Annotated in this window: 13 protein-coding genes; 9 read left to right on the top strand and 4 right to left on the bottom strand. The window is 46.8% G+C overall.

The features are described 5' to 3' along the window. From NL647_RS17785 to tsgA, 3 genes are all read left to right on the top strand, one after another. Positions 1-849, top strand: a complete 849-nt coding sequence (locus tag NL647_RS17785) for an ABC transporter permease (protein ID WP_253650477.1) — start codon at positions 1-3, stop codon at positions 847-849. 224 nt (positions 850-1,073) lie between these two features. Then, the gene (gene deoD, locus NL647_RS17780) at positions 1,074-1,781 is read left to right on the top strand and encodes a purine-nucleoside phosphorylase (RefSeq protein ID WP_253650476.1); all 708 of its coding nucleotides are present in this window, start codon (positions 1,074-1,076) and stop codon (positions 1,779-1,781) included. 87 nt (positions 1,782-1,868) lie between these two features. After that, positions 1,869-3,035 (top strand): MFS transporter TsgA, encoded by a 1,167-nt coding sequence (tsgA, locus tag NL647_RS17775; protein WP_038890380.1) that lies wholly within the window; start codon positions 1,869-1,871, stop codon positions 3,033-3,035. 68 nt (positions 3,036-3,103) lie between these two features. On the opposite strand, the gene NL647_RS17770 is transcribed toward tsgA, so the two are convergent. Together NL647_RS17770 and NL647_RS17765 are read right to left on the bottom strand one after the other, a co-directional pair. Continuing rightward, the gene (locus tag NL647_RS17770) at positions 3,104-3,778 is read right to left on the bottom strand and encodes a Crp/Fnr family transcriptional regulator (protein WP_009705946.1); all 675 of its coding nucleotides are present in this window, start codon (positions 3,776-3,778) and stop codon (positions 3,104-3,106) included. 9 nt (positions 3,779-3,787) lie between these two features. Further along, complete coding sequence (locus tag NL647_RS17765; protein ID WP_239969710.1) at positions 3,788-4,216, bottom strand: hypothetical protein; 429 nt, start codon at positions 4,214-4,216, stop codon at positions 3,788-3,790. Positions 4,217-4,440: 224 nt separating this feature from the next. On the opposite strand from NL647_RS17765, the gene NL647_RS17760 reads away from it, so the two are divergent. From NL647_RS17760 to NL647_RS17740, 5 genes are all read left to right on the top strand, one after another. After that, positions 4,441-5,580: an efflux RND transporter periplasmic adaptor subunit gene (locus tag NL647_RS17760; RefSeq protein WP_239969709.1), complete on the top strand. Its 1,140-nt coding sequence runs from the start codon at positions 4,441-4,443 to the stop codon at positions 5,578-5,580. A gap of 5 nt (positions 5,581-5,585) precedes the next feature. Beyond that, positions 5,586-8,675 carry a multidrug efflux RND transporter permease subunit gene (locus tag NL647_RS17755; protein ID WP_253650475.1) on the top strand — a complete coding sequence of 1,030 codons (3,090 nt, stop codon included), beginning with the start codon at positions 5,586-5,588 and terminating at the stop codon, positions 8,673-8,675. A gap of 215 nt (positions 8,676-8,890) precedes the next feature. Further along, on the top strand, positions 8,891-9,373 hold the full coding sequence (locus tag NL647_RS17750) for a winged helix-turn-helix domain-containing protein (protein ID WP_253650474.1): 483 nt from the start codon (positions 8,891-8,893) through the stop codon (positions 9,371-9,373). Between the two features lie 53 nt (positions 9,374-9,426). After that, positions 9,427-10,116, top strand: a complete 690-nt coding sequence (locus NL647_RS17745) for a response regulator transcription factor (RefSeq protein ID WP_253650473.1) — start codon at positions 9,427-9,429, stop codon at positions 10,114-10,116. After that, positions 10,113-11,372 (top strand): HAMP domain-containing sensor histidine kinase, encoded by a 1,260-nt coding sequence (locus NL647_RS17740; protein ID WP_253650472.1) that lies wholly within the window; start codon positions 10,113-10,115, stop codon positions 11,370-11,372. Before NL647_RS17745 ends, NL647_RS17740 begins: the two co-directional genes overlap by 4 nt. Before the next feature lie 74 nt (positions 11,373-11,446). Here NL647_RS17740 and NL647_RS17735 read toward each other — a convergent pair whose 3' ends face one another. Further along, a complete protein-coding gene (locus NL647_RS17735; RefSeq protein ID WP_230544367.1) occupies positions 11,447-11,941 on the bottom strand; it encodes a beta/gamma crystallin-related protein in 495 nt (164 codons plus the stop codon). A 495-nt stretch (positions 11,942-12,436) separates the two neighbouring features. Between NL647_RS17735 and NL647_RS17730 the strand changes: the two genes are divergently transcribed. Continuing rightward, positions 12,437-14,881, top strand: a complete 2,445-nt coding sequence (locus tag NL647_RS17730) for a collagenase (RefSeq protein ID WP_253650471.1) — start codon at positions 12,437-12,439, stop codon at positions 14,879-14,881. Between the two features lie 115 nt (positions 14,882-14,996). On the opposite strand, the gene NL647_RS17725 is transcribed toward NL647_RS17730, so the two are convergent. Next, positions 14,997-18,707, bottom strand: a complete 3,711-nt coding sequence (locus NL647_RS17725; protein ID WP_253650541.1) for a M66 family metalloprotease — start codon at positions 18,705-18,707, stop codon at positions 14,997-14,999. Positions 18,708-18,867: the final 160 nt, after the last annotated feature.

Genomic DNA, 18,867 nt, shown 5'->3' with positions numbered 1-18,867 from the left:
ATGGGTTTGCCGAATTATGCATCCAAACGTGAGAGAGTTGCCTACGCTGGGTATTTGGTTTTTTGTGGTTTGGTGCTGTTTTTCCTTATCGCACCGATTTTAACCATCATTCCTCTGTCGTTTAATGCCACACCTTATTTTACCTTTACTGAGGGCATGCTGAATCTTGATCCTGAGGCGTATTCAGTGCGATGGTATCAAGAGATGTTCACCAACGAGCAGTGGTTGTTAGCACTCAAGAACAGCACCTTCATCGCTTTGATGGCGACTTTGATTGCTACAGCGCTTGGCACATTAGCGGCGCTAGGATTAGCCAGCAGTAATTTGCCGTTTCGCAATGCCATTATGGCGCTACTGATCTCGCCAATGATTGTTCCGGTGATCATCTCGGCGGCAGCTATGTATTTCTTTTATACGCGCTTAGGACTGTCCCAAACCTACATCGGCATCATTCTGGCTCACGCTGCACTTGGTACACCGTTTGTGGTGATCACGGTAACGGCAACACTGAGTGGTTTTGACCACAGCTTAGTTAAAGCCGCTGCTAGCCTTGGAGCTAATCCAGTATATACCTTCAGGCACGTGACGTTTCCTCTAATTCGTCCGGGTATGATCTCCGGCGGCTTGTTTGCTTTTGGTACTTCGTTTGATGAGGTGGTGGTCGCGCTGTTTTTAACGGGGGCGGAGCAAAAAACCGTACCAAGGCAAATGTGGTCTGGTATTCGCGAGCAAATCAGTCCGACCATACTCGCGGTCGCGACACTGTTGATTTTTATGTCGGTGTGTCTGCTCGTCACGCTAGAAATACTGCGCAGACGAAACGTGCGCATCCGTGGCATTCAAGAATAAATCTGGTTAAAGCAACAAGCCATATTGCGGTTACCCTGAGCTTTCTCTGCAAAGAATTACTCACTTTTTTGACCGAATGCGCCTCCTTGTGGGCGCTTTTTTCGTTGAATACTGACGCTTTGCTCAGTTATGAGAGCTCGTACTTTCAAACCGGACTTTTGTCCTGAAACTTTGTCCTGCTTCCTCATTATGATTGCGCCATCAGAACGAACGAGGAAAACATTATGACTGCTCATATCGCAGGTTCTGCAGAAGATTTTGCTTCAACAGTTATCATGCCGGGCGATCCGCTACGCGCGAAATACATCGCTGAAACCTACCTAGATGACGCCAAACTGGTTACGGACATTCGTAACATGCTGGGCTACACCGGTTATTACAAAGGTCAGCGCATTTCAGTGATGGGGCACGGCATGGGCATTCCATCAATGGTGCTTTACGGTCACGAGCTGATTAATGACTTTGGTGTGAAACGCATCATCCGAATCGGCAGCATCGGTGCGACACAAAAAGACGTTCACATGCGTGACGTTATCCTAGCCCAAGCGGCAGGCACAGATTCACCGACGAATGCTAAGCGCAGCAGTGGCTACCATATGGCAACGTCTGCAACGTTTGAACTGCTGCACAACGCTTACATGTCTGCGAAAGAGAAGGGCATTGATGTCAAAGTGGGTAACATCTTCACAGGCGATCTTTACTACGATCCGGATGAAGACATGATCCCAGCCCTAGAGCGCTTTGGCGTGCTTGGTGTGGATATGGAAGTAGCGGGCTTGTATGGCTTGGCACACCAATTCGGTATTGAATCGCTGGCGATTTTGACCGTGTCTGATCACTGCATTACTGGCGAAGAAACCACAGCAAAAGAGCGTCAGCTTTCTTTCAACAACATGATTGAAATTGCGCTAGAAACTGCGATTAAAGCTTAACCCTACAATTAAGTTTTCTTTGAGAGCTGGCTCGCTGGCTCTCTCTAATACTAAGAACATCTATCTCATGAGCCCTTGGAGTGAATTATGAAAAATAAAATAACACTCACCGCAATTAGCTTTCTCGCCAACTTCATCATGGCGGGTTTTGCGACCCAATTTGGTATGTTGGTTGAACCGCTTGCCAACACCTTTGATGCGAACGTTAACGAAGTCGCATCGATTTTCTCGCTATTAAACGGCGGCGCACTTGCCGGTACTATCGCGGCTTTCTTTTTGATTGAAAAAGTCGGCATCAAACGCATGACCGTATTGTGTTACGGTGCGATTGCCGCTGCGGCACTGAGCCTATACGTTGCGCCTTCTCTGTTTATCGTGATGCTCGGCATGACTGTGATTGGTTTCTGTGGCGGTGTCGGTCTTTGTATTGCGGGTACTATCGTGGTGTCGGTATGGAAAGACAAAATTCAAAGCACCATGCTGGTGGTTCAAGACGCGACCTTTAACATTGCAGGCGTCGTCTTCCCATTGATCACCACTTACGCATTGACGAACGCAATGAACTGGAGCATCAGTTACCTAAGTGTGGGCGTTGTGGCGTTAGCAACTATGTTCGTTGCTTTGCTGACTAACTTTAACCAATGTGGCGGCGAAAGTGGCTCGGAGCAAGAGGCAAAATCAGAGTGGAACTTTGGTATCATCAGCGGCGGTGTAGGTTTGTTCCTAGGTATGCTTGCGTTGTATACCTTCCTAACTTGGGCACCAATGTTTGTAAAAGAGAAGTTTGATATCCCATTTGAGCAAGCTGGCAACATCATCACACAATACTGGTCTGCGGCTCTGGTGGGGGCATTGGTTTCTACCGTGATTGTTTCGCGCATGAAGATTCAAACTTTCCTACTGACTATCATCTCTGTTGCGATGGTGATCACTAGCGTTATCGTCACCACGGATAAACTTGAATGGCTGTCATACCTGACTTACGGTTACGGCTTTGCTTGTGCTGCGCTTTACAATGCTTTCATCGCTTATGGTGTATCCTTTGTGCGTAATGCAACCAGTAAGAACGTGTCTTACATCTTAATCAGCGGTAGTGCAGGTGCGATGTTTAGCCCAGCCATCAGTTCGGTAATGGAAAGCGTGGTTGGTCTGCAAACCGTGATGTACGCTATTCCTGTTATCTACGCAGTGGTCGTCGTTATGCTGCTCGCGTCTATGAAGCTGAAGACAGCTAACCAAATACAAACCGCTTAATGAAAGCGAGCGAACTAAAAAGGTCTGCGCCATGCAGACCTTTTCTCGTTTATAAGTGAAGAATTAAACTATTCTTCAACAAAATTACGCAGTCCGTCCAAGTCGAGAATACGTAATCCTTTCTTTTCTTTAGCGATAAAGCCTTTGTTCTCTAGTTCTTTCACTGCGCGACGATACACACGGTCTGAGGTGGCAAATCGTTCCGCTTCCAAATAGTTCTTTTGGAAACCATCCACTGGCAGATCATTTAAATACTGATGATAGATGTCGTATGCCACGTTATAGGTGATTGGGTAGAGTAATCGGCGAGAAAGAATCTCCACCGTATCTTGGTAATCAATCGCGATGGCGCTGGCAAAGTAAAGCGACAGTCGAGGCTGTTCTAACAAGCATTTTTGCAGCTTTTGCGCGTCAATAATCGCAACTTCAACCGGTTCTACCGGAGCAATGTCCATTTGGCAGCGGTAGCCAGTAAAGAACTCCATTTCACCAAAGACTTGTTGTTCACACTCAAGCGTACCAAGCAGAAAGGTTTTGCCATTTCTTGCCGTGACGCCCATGGAAATGCGCCCCGAATCGACCAAATATAAGTTCTCGACATGCTCACCTTGGGTGAGGAGCTTTTCATTTTCATCAAAAATTCGGCGCGTACAGATGCAATCTCGGATCGTTTTTTCGATGAGATGTTTATCTTCACTCCATTGCGCCTCAAAGCGTCCTTTACCTAGGGTTTGTAATTGCATCGACGTACCTTAAATGACAATACCCGCGAGTTCAAAACGTGCCATTAATGGCTTGCTCTCTTGCTGATACCAGCTTGCTGGCATGTTGGGTTTAAGCTGGGATTTTTCTTGTTTGCTGATCACAACATAGCGCAAAAACGTGTCGAGTGTACTCGTCATTATTTCAAAGCTCATATCGCCATCTTTGCTGATGGTTTTTAATAGTCCAACGACCGTATCTTCCGGTATCAATGGTTCGATAACCGCATGTTTGCGCTCGGTAATCGTCTTAGAGCAAGGTAGTGATGCACGGGCAGTTTCCCAACACACTTTATTGGTTTTACTCACGAGGTTGTGTTTGTAGCAGTAATAGCTAAACAAAAAGCGTGACAGGTTCTGCCAGCGCTCAGCTTGGACTTCTAACCAAAGGTGTTGCAGCTCGATATCAGCGTCAGTCATGGGAATGTGTCAGAAAAGGAAAAGAGGGCGTAGTGTAACTGCGTTTAAGGTATTCGAAAAGTCACACGCATGTCGCCCTCTCTACGTTATTGCCTGATATTGCTTGGTCTCTTAACCCTGTCTTAACCAAGCCGCTGCTAATTTCCGTTCTCACACTGCTCCATCCTTGTGAGCGAATTCAAGTTAAGTGACGAAAACGTGTCATCTGATTGTGAGAAAGAAACATGTACAGAAAGTCTTTGGTTGCGGTGATGATTGCCGCCGCTCTTATAACCACAGGGTGCAATCCATCTTCCGCTTCTGAAGAAGCCAGTCAAGAAGGTCCGGCAGCATTTGCTCAGGTTGTAAAACTCTCTACTGTTGTTGCCAAATCCACGACTACGGCGTTGTATGAGCAAGTGCAAGGGCGCGTAAATCCCATCAAAATTGCTCAAATCCGCCCTCAAGTCGAGGGGATCATCGAAGCAAGGTTATTCACCCAAGGGGACTTTGTGAAGAAAGGCACACCCTTATATCAAATCGATGCTGACTCCTACCAAATTGAAGTCGAAACCCAGCGTGCTAACGTGGTTGAAGCTGAAAACGCTTATAAAAAAGCACAAGCGCAATATGAGCGATTGAAAAAGCTCAGTGAGACCGATTTTGCCAGTCAGCAGAACTTAGATGATGCGCGTTTTAGTGTTGGTACAGCGAAAGGGCAATGGATGAGCCGCAAAGCGCAGCTTAATAAAGCCAAACTCGATTTAGAGCGTACCGTCGTAACCGCTCCAATTGACGGTGTGATAGGTGAAGAGTTGATCACTGAAGGTGCGTTGGTCAAGCCGAGTGACTCGTCGCCGCTAGCGGTGATTCGTAAGGTTGATCAAGTGTATCTCGATGTCCAAGTGCCGGCGTCTATGGCTTCTCGCTTAACCGATGACATCCATCAATCCGATCGCAGCTTAAAAGTGATATCGCCCAGCGGTCAGATCCTCTCCGGTAAGGTGGTCTATTCCGCTGTGTATGTGGATGAAGAAACCAGCAACGTGACATTACGTGCCGTCGTAGACAACACATCACGCGGATTATTGGTTGGGCAATTTGTACGAGCACAGATCCCCGTTGGCGAAGTTGAGGGTTTTGCTATTCCCAATTTAGCCGTGAAACACAAATCGACGGGCGAGGCTTACTTGTTGGTGGTGAAAAATGGGCAATTGGAAGAGCGGCTTGTAACGACCGATGGTAATACTGGCGGCATGACCCTAGTGACCAGTGGTGTCAATGAAGGAGAGCAAGTGGTGGTCGTTGGTGGTGAGAACGCTTTTCCCGGTACCAGTATCGAAACAATGGAATGGCACGACAATACTAAGCAGTTGAATGGGTAATCACTATGTCGCACTTTTTTATTCGCCGCCCCATCTTTGCGTGGGTGATCGGCATCCTTATTACACTTTTGGGTTTAGTGTCGATTACTCAGCTCGCAGTGGAGCGATTTCCGTCGGTGAGTCAGCCTCAGGTTGACGTCTTTTTTAGCTACCAAGGAGCCTCGCCGGAAACCATCAATGACACCGTTATTTCGATCATCGAACGTGAGTTGTTTGGTACTGATGGCATTGAATCGTTTACATCCAGCTCAGATTCGACTGGTAATGGGCAGATCAGCGTGAAGTTTGCCTACGGGACGGACCCTGAACTGGCGCAAATTGCGGTGCAGAACAAAATAAAAACCGTTGAGCCTCGTTTACCTCAAGACGTAAGACAAAGTGGTTTGAATGTTGAGTCGAGTTCAAGCTCCGATCTGATGTATTTAAGCGTGTACTCCAAATCAGGCAAGATGACAGAAGGGGCATTGAGTGACTTTTTAGCGCGCAATGTGACCGATGAAATCAAGCGTATACCTGGGGTTGGTAAAGTGACGGTTTACTCTGCCGAGCACGCGATGCGTATATGGGTCGATCCACAAAAGCTAGTTTCTTATGACCTTACCATGTCTGACGTGACGGGCGCCATCAGCGCGCAAAACGTACAAATCGCTTCGGGGCAAGTAGGGCAAGAGCCTGCAAAAGTAGGGCAGAAAACCGTAACGCCGTTGACCGCGTCGGGACAGCTCAAAAACGTCAAAGAGTTTGAGAACATCATTTTGCGCTCTTCGACCGATGGTAAACAACTGCGACTTAAAGATGTGGCGCGCGTTGAATTGGGGCAAGAAAGCTATAACTTTGGCAGTCGCATTAATAGCAAATCGTCGGCAAGTATCGGGATTAAGATGATGTCGGGCGCGAATGCCGTGGCGACGTCGAACCGCATTCATGCGCGGATGAAGGAGCTCAAGAAAACCTTTCCTGAAGATATCGACTACATGGCGTCGGGTGATGCAGCACCATTTGCAAAAATCTCCATTCAGAAAGTGGTTAAGACGTTGGTTGAAGCGATGATCTTGGTGTTTATCGTGATGTACCTATTTTTGCAGCGATTTACTTACACCTTTATCCCCGCCATTGTTGCGCCGATAGCCTTGTGCGGGGCGTTCGTGATCATGAAGTTGATGGGCTTTTCGATTAATGTTTTCACTATGTTCGGGATTGTTCTATCGATCGGTATCATTGTGGATGATGCGATCATTGTGGTGGAAAACGTCGAACGCTTGATGGCAAAAGAAGGACTATCGCCTTTAGAAGCGACTAAAAAAGCGATGAAAGAAATCTCCGGTGCCGTAATTGGGGTAACGGCGGTCATGGTGGCAGTGTTTGTGCCAATCTCTTTCGCTTCGGGGACATCTGGGCAAATCTATCAGCAGTTTGCGCTGTCGATCGCTGTTGCGATTTTGTTCTCTGCATTTTTGGCGCTAACCCTGACGCCAGCGCTGTGTGCGACCATGTTAAAACCCATTAAGGAAGATGCGCACAAGCGTACGGGTTTATTGGGTTGGTTTAACCGCGCGATTGAATCCTCCACCCAGCGTTATGGCTCGTTGGTGGCGAAGACAACCAATAAAACGATGCGCATGATGGGGATTTACCTCGTGTTATCGGTGGGTGCGGTGTACATGTTCCAGCAACTCAACAGCACTTTCTTCCCAGAAGAAGATCAAGGTTACTTCTTTTCGTCGATCCAACTGCCAGCCGATGCGAGCCGAGAAAGAACCTTAGAAGTGGTTTCGATTGCTGAAAAGTTCTTATTAGCTCAGCCAGAAGTGCGCGCTTCCAACGTAGTCTTGGGCTTTAGTTTTGCGGGTTCCGGCTCCGGCTCTGCACTCATGATTACAGACTTAGTTGAGTGGGATAAGCGTGAGCGTTCGAGTGCGGACATTGCCAATGCATTTAACGCGTACATGAGTGAGCACTCTAATGACGGTGTGGTGTTTGCCGCTTTACCTCCTGCAATCCAAGGGTTGGGCGCAACTAATGGTGTTAGCTTTCAACTGCAAGACCGAGCAAATAGAAGTGCAGCCGATTTTGAACAACTGAAACAGAAGTTCAACCAAGCATTGACGGCTCGACCAGAAGTGAAAGGGCTGTTTTATAACGCAACTCCTTATACGGTAGGGCTAGCGTTAGATATTGACCGTGAAAAGGCAATGACGTTGGGTGTTTCGTTCTCTGACATTAGCGAAACTCTGAGCACCGCTATGGGGTCAAACTACGTCAATGATTTTCCAAACCATGGGCGGATGCAGAAGGTGATTGTGCAGGCGGACCAGAAATACCGCATGAACATCGAAGATGTTTTGGGCATTGCGGTGAAAAACAGCAGTGGAAAATTGGTCTACTTATCCGAGCTGATCAAAGCCGATTGGCAGTCCATGCCGCAACAGCTGACGCGATATAATGGTATGCAAGCGGCGGACACTTCTGCGATGGCGGCTCAGAACTACAGCTCCGGACAGGTAATGAACGCAGTGTTAGAAGTCGCTAGCCAAGTCGATGACAGCGTTAGTATTGAATGGACCAACTTATCCAAACAAGAACGTCAGGCAGAATCTGAAGTGGAGATCTTGTTGCTGTTCTCTTTGCTGGTGGTGTTTTTAGTGCTTGCCGCGTTATATGAGAGCTGGACCATACCAATTGCGGTTGTCTTGGTCGCACCGCTTGGGCTATTGGGCTCAGCGTGGGCGGTATCACTAAGTGGGCTGCAAAACGATATGTTCTTTAAAGTGGGTTTAATTGCCCTGATCGGTTTATCGGCTAAAAACGCGATATTGATTGTTGAGTTTGCCAACCAACAACGCAAGCTAGGATTATCGGTTGCTGAAGCAGCAATTCAAGCGGCGAAATTGAGATTACGACCAATCTTGATGACCTCTCTGGCATTTACCTTTGGTATTGTGCCACTGATGTTCGCAAGTGGGGCAAGCTCAGAGATACAGAACTCACTCGGTACAGGCGTATTTGGTGGCATGGTATCAGGGACGTTATTAGCCTTGTTGTTTGTGCCGACCTTCTTTGTGTTTGTGAACAAGCTAACCAAAACTAAGCGTTAAGTCGCGTCAATGGTTAGCCAAGTAGGAGCGATGCCAAAGCAAGCTCGTGTCTAACAAGGCATTACTACGCTAGGCGATTCAAAAATAATAGGGTCGAGTGAATTCGCCCCTTTTTGCGTTCAGTTAAAGTCGTCTTAACCCAACCTTAACCTGACCCTTTTTAGTATCCACTCTCGAAAAAAGCGAAAATAATAACGAGCATGGAGAGTGGTAGCGTGACGGTTCTTATCGGTAGTCGATTTGTTTACTCTTTTCTTGATGGCACCATTGTGGATACCGAGCAAGAAGAAGAGACAAAAGTGCTTGGCAAAAACAGCAATCAGTTACTTAGTATGATGATTGAACACCCAAACCAAACTCTATCGAGGCAAATTCTGTTTGATAGAATTTGGACGGATAATGACGTTAAAGTCACTGAAGCGAGTTTGACCCAAGCCATTGCAACGCTAAGAAGGACCTTGTGCGACAATCGTCAAAAGTCTGAGTATATTCTTACTGTGCCTAAGTGCGGTTACCGTTTCATCGCTTCTGTCGAGTGTTTGCCTCCAGACAAGCTCATTGTTGAAGAGAGCCCTAAACAGCAAACACAAATCGAGATGCCTTCTTTGCATCGTGAAGAGACCACTTATGCGGTCGAGTTTTATCAAAATACCAAAAGTTGGTTAAGTAAAATTAGGGACGCTTTTGCGATATGGTAAAACACAGTCCAAAACGTTCATTCCACCAACTAAACAACATTTAAGGGGATTTCATGTCATCCAATCACTTACAGCTTCTCATCGTAGAGGATGATCACGACCTTGCGAGCGCTGTGATTGACTATCTCGCCTTGGAAGACATCCATTGCGACCATGTGGCGAACGGCGTGGCATGCTTGCAGATGATTGAAAAAACCGACTATGACGTGATCATTTTGGATATCAATTTGCCAAGAATGAACGGCTTAGATGTGTGTGAAAGACTGCGAGAGCAAGGGTTGGAAACGCCAATCATCATGCTCACAGCATTAGACTCGCTGAGCGACAAACTTGCGGGATTTTCGCGCGGGGCAGATGACTACCTTATCAAACCTTTTGCGATGGAAGAGTTGATTGCCCGAACTATTGCCTTATCTAAACGACGTAGTGCGCAAAACACCAAGTTAACCATTGCCGATCTGACCATCGATGTACAAAAGAAGACTGTGAATCGAGCAGGGCAGTCCGTTTTACTGTCTCCGATTTCTTTTAAGATATTAGAAGTGCTGATGCGTGAGAGCCCAAATCCTGTCACTCGTGAGCAGTTGATGTACAAAATTTGGGGTGAAGAACAGCCCGACAGCAACAGCCTTAAAGTTCACATGTTTAACCTGCGTCAGCGCGTCGACCAAAGACACCAGAAAAAGCTCATTAAGACCGTGGTGAAGCAAGGCTTTGTAATCTCAGAAGGAGATGTGTCGTGAAGATCAGACCCAGTATCCGTTTATACAGTTTTTTTGCGGTATTACTCACAGGCGTTACGACAATCGTGGTGTTGTCCGTTTTAACTATGCACTACTTTTTCTCCGGCATGGACATCGCACTAAGAGACTCGATGTTCTCTCACGCGATCTCTATAGAGACCCAACCTGGAGAACCAGTAAAAATCAGCGACTTTACCATTGCTTCACGTTGGCGCGATCTGCCCCAAGATGTGCGTGAGAATATTCCTCGTGATAGCTTGGAAACGAATACACTTACCAACTATTTTGTTGATGGTTCGATCTTCTCGCCACCCAAAATGGCATTGTTTGCGATGAAAGTGCAGCATAATGGCATGCTGAAATATGTCTCAGTGTCTTTCTACGACAGCTCTGAGCAGTTCCCCGTTGATGATGAGTTTCCTCACTTCTTCATTATTTTTTCTACCGCGTTGGTGGCGATATTGCTGTTCTATTTGGTTTTGATCATCATCTTTCGCAAGGTCACAACACCTGTTGAACAGTTAAAGAATTGGGCAAAGAACATGACGACGGATCAGCTTAGCCAGCCTATTCCAGATTTTCACTACAGCGAGCTCAACGTGCTGGCGAATATCGTTAAATCAAGCATGGAGTCAGTGCAGCAAAGTGTTGAGCGTGAGAAGAAATTTCTTGCCTACGCGAGTCATGAGCTAAGAACACCTATTGCGGTCACCAAAACCAATACCGAACTGCTAAAGAAGATGTGTGAAAAGCAAGTTGAGGTGGAAAAACAACAGGAGGTGCTCAGACGGATATCGCGTGCAAATGCGACGATGACCGACTTAACAGAAGCAATACTGTGGCTCAATCGAGGTAACGCGCCTCAAATCCCAGCCAAAGAAGTGGTGTTGGGAGATTTATTAGCCCAAATCATTGATGAATTGTCCTATTTGCTGCAAGGCAAGCAAGTAACCGTCGATATTATTACTGATCGACAACAAGTGTTATTGGTTGAACCGTTAGCGCGAATGGTTTGCACCAATCTGGTTCGCAACGCTTTCCAACACACGGCAGATGGTTTTGTGCAAGTAAAGCAAGACGGCAGCTCGGTGGTGATATTCAATCAAAGCGCAACTCAAGATGCAGAAGAGAACAATCTCGGTTTTGGCTTAGGGCTTGAATTGACTGAACGAATCATCAAGCAGAACAATTGGCTGTATAAAAACCGAGCCATTGATAATGGTCATGATGTCTTTATTGATTTTCTTCCAAATTAAGTTCGACGCTTTTTGATAATACAACCCCTCGATTTACCGAGGGGCTGTTTTAAGCAAAGTACAAACGTGGAAGCTTAACGAGAAATGATCTTGATTGAACTGATCTTATCTTCAAAGCCATCGGCATTGTATGAGCCATGATCGCGGGTGTAGTAATCACCTCGGAAGTTTTTATCGACATAGAAACGGACACGCCATCCGCGAGGGATAGAAAACGAGCTCATTTTGTCATCGAATTTGTACATACTGAGGTCGGAAATGTCATGGCTAAGCATCAGTGATGGACCTGTTTGGTGTCGATACTGATAAATCACGGCTGACGCATTATCACTCACATCACTATCACTACTGCCGCGAAGAGAGGAGCCTTCGCATTTCGCATCAGACGTTTTACAAAAGATACTGCCTTCCCCATATTGCTTTTCACAACTGCTTCGTACGTTCTGTCTTGCCTCTGCTTCAGTTCGACCTGCTTGAGAAAATGTATCCATAAAAGGTTTTAGAGAGCAAACGTAAACAAAATCACCGCCATAGCTAAGCGACGGTAAAAACAGCAATGTTCCTAACATAAATCTCTTAACCAAAGTCATATTGATAATCCTAATTTAAGTCGATCAAATAATCGCAGAATGAATACCACAACTTTGTGTTTAGGTAATGAGAACGGAGCGTTATGGCTTGAAAATTCACCTTAAAATTACACAAGCGTATGTTGTTGCTCATTATTTCGGCGATTTATTGACAAGTGCATTTCTGAGAGGAAAGAAAGGTAGCCAGAAAGCTTAACGAAAGTGAAACCATTTATGGTAAGTCACGTCGTTAAGTGATCCTGGTGAAAAAGCGCAATAGGTGAGAAATCCTTATCAAGCAAGTGAATTTTATAAAGTTCGTCTTCTGGCAGATTGAGTACTAGAAACTGAGACCAAAGCGTTTGATTGTTAATGAATTGTTTCTTTTAAAGCTCAAGGCGCTTTATATGAGAGTGCTCTTTGTCGTGAGAAGAGTAAATGGTGATGCCTAAGTGGTAACGGCATTTAAGGAACTCATCATATAGAAGAATAAAGATGGAACTAAAAAATCTCACCGTCGCAATAGCGACCTTCTTTGCTAGTACGAATGCGCTTGCTTTAAGTGAGCCATCGCAGCAAGTCACAGAAATATATCAACATCACGCTCATCAAAACGGTAATGATAGAGCGTTGCCAGATTATGCACCAACTAAGCTGCTTCCCCAGCAACCGAAACCGACCCTTCGTACCCTTTCTACTCGGTCTGCGGAGCAGGCAGCAAACGTGTGTGATGTAGAAGCTTTCACTGCGAACAGTAGCAACGATGTGCTCAACGCGATCAAAACCCAAGGAGCAAGTTGTGTTAATGCGCTTTTCTCAGCCGAGAGTCGAATACAAGAAGCGGCGTTCGAATCTGGGCACATGTACAACATTGCAAAGCACACGACCAATTTAGCGAAAGCCTACGCTGGGGGCGGCAGTGATGAGCTTGAAGCTTTGTTCCTGTATTTGCGAGCAGGTTATTACGCTGAGTTTTACAACAGCAAGGTCTCGTTTCTTTCTTGGGTGACCCCTGCAGTAAAAGAAGCCGTCGATGCCTTCGTTAACAATGCGAACTTCTATGAGAACAGTGACCCACATGGCAAGGTGCTCAGCGAAGTCATTATCACTATGGACAGTGCAGGACTCCAGCATGCCTATCTACCACAGGTTACGCAGTGGCTCACTCGCTGGGACAGTCAATACGCTCAGAACTGGTACATGCGTAATGCAGTGAATGGCGTATTTACCATTTTGTTTGGTGGTCAGTGGAATGAGCAATTTGTGCAAACCATCGGTAATCAGACTGAGCTTGTTAAAGCACTAGGGGATTTTGCACTGCGCTCGTCAGCTATCGGTGCTAGTGATGAGTTTATGGCAGCGAATGCTGGTCGTGAGTTAGGACGATTAACCAAATATTCCGGTAGTGCTTCCAGTACAGTGAAAAGCAAACTGACCGAGATCTTTGCTCAATACGAGATGTACGGTAGAGGCGATGCCATTTGGCTTGGCGCTGCCGATACGGTCTCTTATTACGCGGATTGTAGTGACTATGGAATTTGTAACTTTGAGTCCCAGTTGAAAGGTTTGGTGCTTTCTCAATCGTACACATGTAGTCCTACCATTCGTATTTTGTCGCAGAACATGACGCAAGATCAGCACGTCGCGGCTTGTTCGAAGATGGGGTACGAAGAGGGGTATTTCCACACTTCACTTGAGACAGGAAGACAGCCTGTTGCGGATGACTACAACACGCAGTTACAGGTCAATATCTTTGATTCAAGCGATGATTACGGCAAATACGCTGGACCGATTTTTAACATCAGTACCAACAATGGGGGAATGTACCTTGAGGGCGATCCAGCAACGCCGGGGAACATCCCTAATTTTGTTGCTTATGAAGCGCCTTACGCCAATCCGGATCACTTTGTGTGGAACCTAGAGCACGAGTATGTTCATTACCTTGATGGACGGTTTGACCTTTATGGTGGCTTCGGTCATCCAACTGAAAGAATCGTGTGGTGGAGTGAGGGCATTGCCGAATATGTGTCGAAGGAGAACGATAACCAAGCTGCGATAGACACCATCAAAGATGGGTCAACGTTTACGCTCAGCGAGATCTTTGAGACCAGTTATGATGGCTTTGATGTCGATAGAATTTATCGCTGGGGTTACTTGGCGGTTCGATTCATGTTTGAGCGACATAAAGACGACGTAAATCAAATGCTGATAGAAACTCGTCGGGGTAACTGGGCAAATTACAAAGCAACCATTAATCAGTGGGCAATCTTATACCAGAGCGAGTTTGAACAGTGGCAACAAGCGCTTGTTTCTGGTGATGCTCCTAATGCAGTCATAACCGCAAACAGTGAGGGCAAAGTCGGTGAAAGCATTACATTTAGCAGTGAAAACAGCACGGATGCAAACGGGAAGATCGTCAGCGTCTTGTGGGACTTCGGTGATGGCACGACCAGCACACAAACCCAGCCGTCGCACCAATATGGCAGTGAAGGGCAGTACACGATCAGCTTAACCGTGACTGATAATGATGGGCTAACCGCAAGCACGACACACAGTCTTACTATTACGGCGCAGGGCGGTTCTGATGCGCTACCACAAGATTGTGCAGTGCAAAGTAAAATCAGTGGTGGACGCTTAACTGTGGGACAAGCGGCGTGTTTGGCGACGCAACAAACCATTTGGTTGAGTATCCCAGCGGTCAATGAGCACACCAGCATGGCAATCACCACGGCAAATGGGATAGGCGACCTGAAAATTGAGTACAGCAATGATGGTTGGCCAAACGGTTCAAATCACCATGCGTGGTCAGACAATGCGGGTAATGCTGAGTGTATTACCTTGTCCAATCAGCGCAATTACTGGGGGTATGTTAAAGTCTCTGGTGAGTTTGAAAATGCCGCGATTGTAGTGGACTTTGATACCTCAGGTTGTCGTCAGTAAACATTGTTTCTGTTAATTAAGATCAACTGGTCCTAGTAACAACAGAAAATGAAACGCCCAGCACGAGTTTACATTGTGCTGGGCGTTTTTATTCATATTGAATATCGGTTAAGGCTTAGAAGTGCCCCAAGTACTGCCAATCAGCGTTGTTTGGGTTCGCCTCCGTTGGCCAAGGGAAGTACCAGTACTTGCCGTCAATGAGGCGGTAGTAATGGTAACCACCACGGAAGTGGTACACGTAAATATCGTTTATCGTTCCCGTGTTGTTGTTCTCGCCCCAAACTCCCATGCGATCTTGCTTGTGCCAGTTTAAGATTTCGGCTTCAAACTTAGCTAGGTCACTGTTGAGCTCAGCAATGTACTGTTCAATATCCGTATCGCTACCAATAAAGCGCCAATCAGCGTCAGAGGTGTTTTGAACTGGCAACGCGCTGTTCACTCCCGGACGTTTTTGCATAAAGTAACGGCGCTCACCACTTTCATCGGTATCAATGAAAATAGCGTTCTCAGATTGCCCCCATGCCGTTGAACTCGCTTGTTCCCACGTTAGCAACTGCGGTTGATTGAAGTAGTTGGCAATACGCTGTGCATTGTCGATGTTACTACGATCGACTTTCAGTGGGTTAAAACCAAACTGGACATGGTTTTCCGCTGAGCCTAGGTACTTCCAGCCTTCATTGTCTGCTTGGTTGGTTGGGAAATCCGCCGCAGAGATATCACGCATTAGGAAGTAATCGCGAGTGCCGGTGACTGGGTTAGGGTACACGTAAAGTGCACCAGCGCGGCGTTCTGCGCTTGTCTCACCATTGTTCAGCACACCCGCTCCGTAGTTGTCTGCTACGAACTTGTCGAAGTCAGCCACAAAGCCAAAGTCGATGCGGTTTAACGCTGCGTTGTCGGCAAACATGACTTGTTCATCAACGTATTGTTTGTAACCGTGCTCCTGACCAACAAAGATAGGACCAACAAGCTTATCGATCGCTGGGTTTTGATCAGGGATCAAGCTATCTAGCACTTGTTCACCATTCACGTCAGTACAACTTAAGGTGACACGAGTCGGTAGTGGCAGTTGCTCTAGGTTAAAGTGGAACTTATTGCTTTGTGAGTCGTTTAATCGGCTACTTGCCACCGCAATGTTCTGTACTGAGCCATCTTGGCGCTCCACAGTAACTGCGCAGCTACGTTGAGAGATCATACTTGGCTGATACATTCCACCTTGATGTCGCGCGTAACGCCAATCTGCACCGTTGTTGTGTTTCACGCCACTAAACTGCTGGCAGTGGGAAGAGGTAAAGTAGCCTGCACCATCATGGCTCGTGCCAGATTTATCAAGCACGCAAAGTGGCACTTCGCCAATTTCGGCGTTCGGCGTGTAAGTCACAGCACCTTCTCCGTATTTAGACAGCAGTGAGTAGTCATGATCTTGAGAAATCATGTGCTCACGCTGACCATTGATGTTCCAGTACATGTCTTCGCTGCTTTCACAACGCGCCATATCTGCACTGACTGTACCAACGAAGTTTGCACTTTCGCCGTTGCTTGCCGTGTAGGTGAACTGACAAATACGAGCCTGCTGGTTGTTGACCTTCATCGTCTGCCACAAATCTTGTTGAATTTGCTCGTCAGACAAAGAGGACACCGCTTGCCAACCTTCCGGATGGTAAGTTACGTCTGGTGCAGAAGGCAGCTCAAACACGTTGCCGTAGTTGGAGTAAATCAGCGGGTAAACTTGGCTTGCAAGTTCGTTACGCGGATCGTAAATGCCCAACATAGTGACAACAGGCACGCCTGCCGCGCTAGGTACTGGTGTGTCGGTTTGTGCTTCTTCGTAACTTTGGCTTTCTTGATTCCAACGAACATAACCAGTCGAGCTGTTTAAATCGACGTTAAAGCCGTTATTGAGCCAAGTTTGTACACGGCGAGACTGAGAAGGGTGCTCTAACGTGTAATGACTAATGGTGCCCAATAGTGCGGCTTCGCCACCGGCTTGAGCGTCACGCATAAAGCGGAATTCACCCGCAAATGGTGGCACCACTTCACCACCCACATCGTTAGTTGTGGCTTCACCTGTCCAGTGTAAGTTACCGATAAAGCGGCGATGCAGAGCATCCCAACCCCAACCAGATTCCAAATCGTGCGTAGAAGCATACCAAGGGTAGTGACCCAGACCATAGTTATGACCCAGTTCGTGTGACCATTCGTTACCGGTTGTCGCTGTTAACGTCACGATGCCACCGCCGCCACTGCCGCCATGATCAATAATGCCGTTGGTGTACACGCCGCGGTTGGTGTGCGCGGTAATGTGATTGAAGCGTTTATTGTAAGCTTGCGAATAACCAGCACTATCAGTAATGCCGACATTCGCGTTATTCACACCTGTAGATACCAGTGCTTTACCAATGGCTTCACGCATGTCACCGCCGTGCCAGCCACCTTCACCGTCTGAGCTTGTGGTGTAAACCTTACCGTTTGGCAGCGTCACTTTCGGGAAATAAGCGGCAGTGTAATCCGCCATCACCAGTTTAGATGCTGGGATTTTCTGGAAGTAATCGGCGCTGAGTTTTGCCATGTTTTTGATCATGGTGTTGCCATCACGCGGCGCCGTGAGCATACCCATGTCGATGTTTTGAATGATAAGCTCCGGCGCGCCGCCAAAGACAAGTTCATTAGCTGCTAAGTCGCCTTGTCGATCAGTGTTATCGGTTAAGCGCAGTGACAAGCCTGGCTTCACCCAATCCCATTGCAGCGGCAGTGACCACGCGTGATGGGAGAATACCACTTTAGAACGTCCATTATCTGGCTGATCAGAAGCCGCAAGCGCGCTTGGTGGCAGCATTGGAAGGCGAGTGATTACTGTGCCTTCAAAGCTCAGTTCTACCCAAACTTGTTGAACGTTTTTGTCTTCTGGCGTGAATAAAAGCAGAGCTTCACGGTCGATCACCAAGTCAGGGAACAGGTTAACATCGTTTTGATTCGGGGCGGTGGTCGTATGGGTTTGAGCAAAATGGATAGAGCCAGTCAAATCGCCATTCAAGTGATTTACTAGCGGCAATTCATCTGCGTAAGCAAGGCGTGCGGCACTTGTCGTGAACTCAATCTTTTGTGGCTCGATACAATCAATCGCATTGCACGAAGAAAGCTCCGCCGTGTACCGAGTGTCTGGTTTCAGGCTGCCAATGAACAAGCCAGATTGAACGTTGTCATAACGAACGGGCTCTGAACCTGATTCGGTCAACGTCAAAACCACGTTGTCATTCGCGTTTTGCGTAGCCCATTTTAGCTGAACACCTAGATCTGAAACGCTGGCTACGTTCAATGCATTGATGCTTGGCGCAGATAGGTCATCACAGTCAGAAGTCTCGATGTTTTGAATCATATCTGACTGCCAAATGTATTCGCCATTTGGACCCTTAGAGCCTCGGGCAGCAGGGATATATTCTACGTAGCAACCTGTGTCGTCTGGGTTCATCACACCAAACTCTTTGTGGATCAGGTAGAAACCACCGTTATACCAAATAAATTCCCATTCCGGACCGACGAAGTCCACTACGTTGCGATAAGCTTGGTCTTGCTCTCCAAACATAAAAGGAAACTTAGGGTAGTTATCGAAGTTAACCCAGTATTCATGTCCTTGGAAATTTAGATAGGTTTTGCCATCACGTTGATAGGTGTCTTGACCTTTGTCTGCTAACTGCTTGAGCATTTCAATGCGTTCAAAGGTTTGATTTCCGATTTCGACCAAGGTTAGGTCGTGGTTCGCGTTTGCGAAAGCGGCTGTACTTCCTAGGAGTGAAGAGATCAGCCAAGCGAGCGTATTTTTCTTCATATGAGACTCTACTTTTGCCAATGGAATAGACATTAAACATGCCGCCAGAAGCTCGGCACTTAGGGGAGTTGCATCACCCATTTCAATATGAACGGATGATAAATTTGATTATCTGATGGGATTTGAGTTTTAAATAGGTGGGATAAATCGGACTTGTGAC

The sequence above is a fragment of the Vibrio sp. Y29_XK_CS5 genome (genome assembly GCF_024181835.1).
Taxonomy (GTDB): Bacteria; Pseudomonadota; Gammaproteobacteria; order Enterobacterales; family Vibrionaceae; genus Vibrio; species Vibrio harveyi.
Note: the sequence above shows the minus strand (reverse complement) of the source record. Positions and strands in the feature narration are given on the sequence as shown.

Excerpts from the sequence above, each read along its gene's own strand:
- NL647_RS17785 (WP_253650477.1), top strand. The coding sequence starts at position 1 with ATGGGTTTGCCGAATTATGCATCCAAACGTGAGAGAGTTGCCTACGCT.
- deoD (WP_253650476.1), top strand. The coding sequence starts at position 1,074 with ATGACTGCTCATATCGCAGGTTCTGCAGAAGATTTTGCTTCAACAGTT.
- tsgA (WP_038890380.1), top strand. The coding sequence starts at position 1,869 with ATGAAAAATAAAATAACACTCACCGCAATTAGCTTTCTCGCCAACTTC.
- NL647_RS17770 (WP_009705946.1), bottom strand. The coding sequence starts at position 3,778 with ATGCAATTACAAACCCTAGGTAAAGGACGCTTTGAGGCGCAATGGAGT.
- NL647_RS17765 (WP_239969710.1), bottom strand. The coding sequence starts at position 4,216 with ATGACTGACGCTGATATCGAGCTGCAACACCTTTGGTTAGAAGTCCAA.
- NL647_RS17760 (WP_239969709.1), top strand. The coding sequence starts at position 4,441 with ATGTACAGAAAGTCTTTGGTTGCGGTGATGATTGCCGCCGCTCTTATA.
- NL647_RS17755 (WP_253650475.1), top strand. The coding sequence starts at position 5,586 with ATGTCGCACTTTTTTATTCGCCGCCCCATCTTTGCGTGGGTGATCGGC.
- NL647_RS17745 (WP_253650473.1), top strand. The coding sequence starts at position 9,427 with ATGTCATCCAATCACTTACAGCTTCTCATCGTAGAGGATGATCACGAC.
- NL647_RS17735 (WP_230544367.1), bottom strand. The coding sequence starts at position 11,941 with ATGTTAGGAACATTGCTGTTTTTACCGTCGCTTAGCTATGGCGGTGAT.
- NL647_RS17730 (WP_253650471.1), top strand. The coding sequence starts at position 12,437 with ATGGAACTAAAAAATCTCACCGTCGCAATAGCGACCTTCTTTGCTAGT.
- NL647_RS17725 (WP_253650541.1), bottom strand. The coding sequence starts at position 18,707 with ATGAAGAAAAATACGCTCGCTTGGCTGATCTCTTCACTCCTAGGAAGT.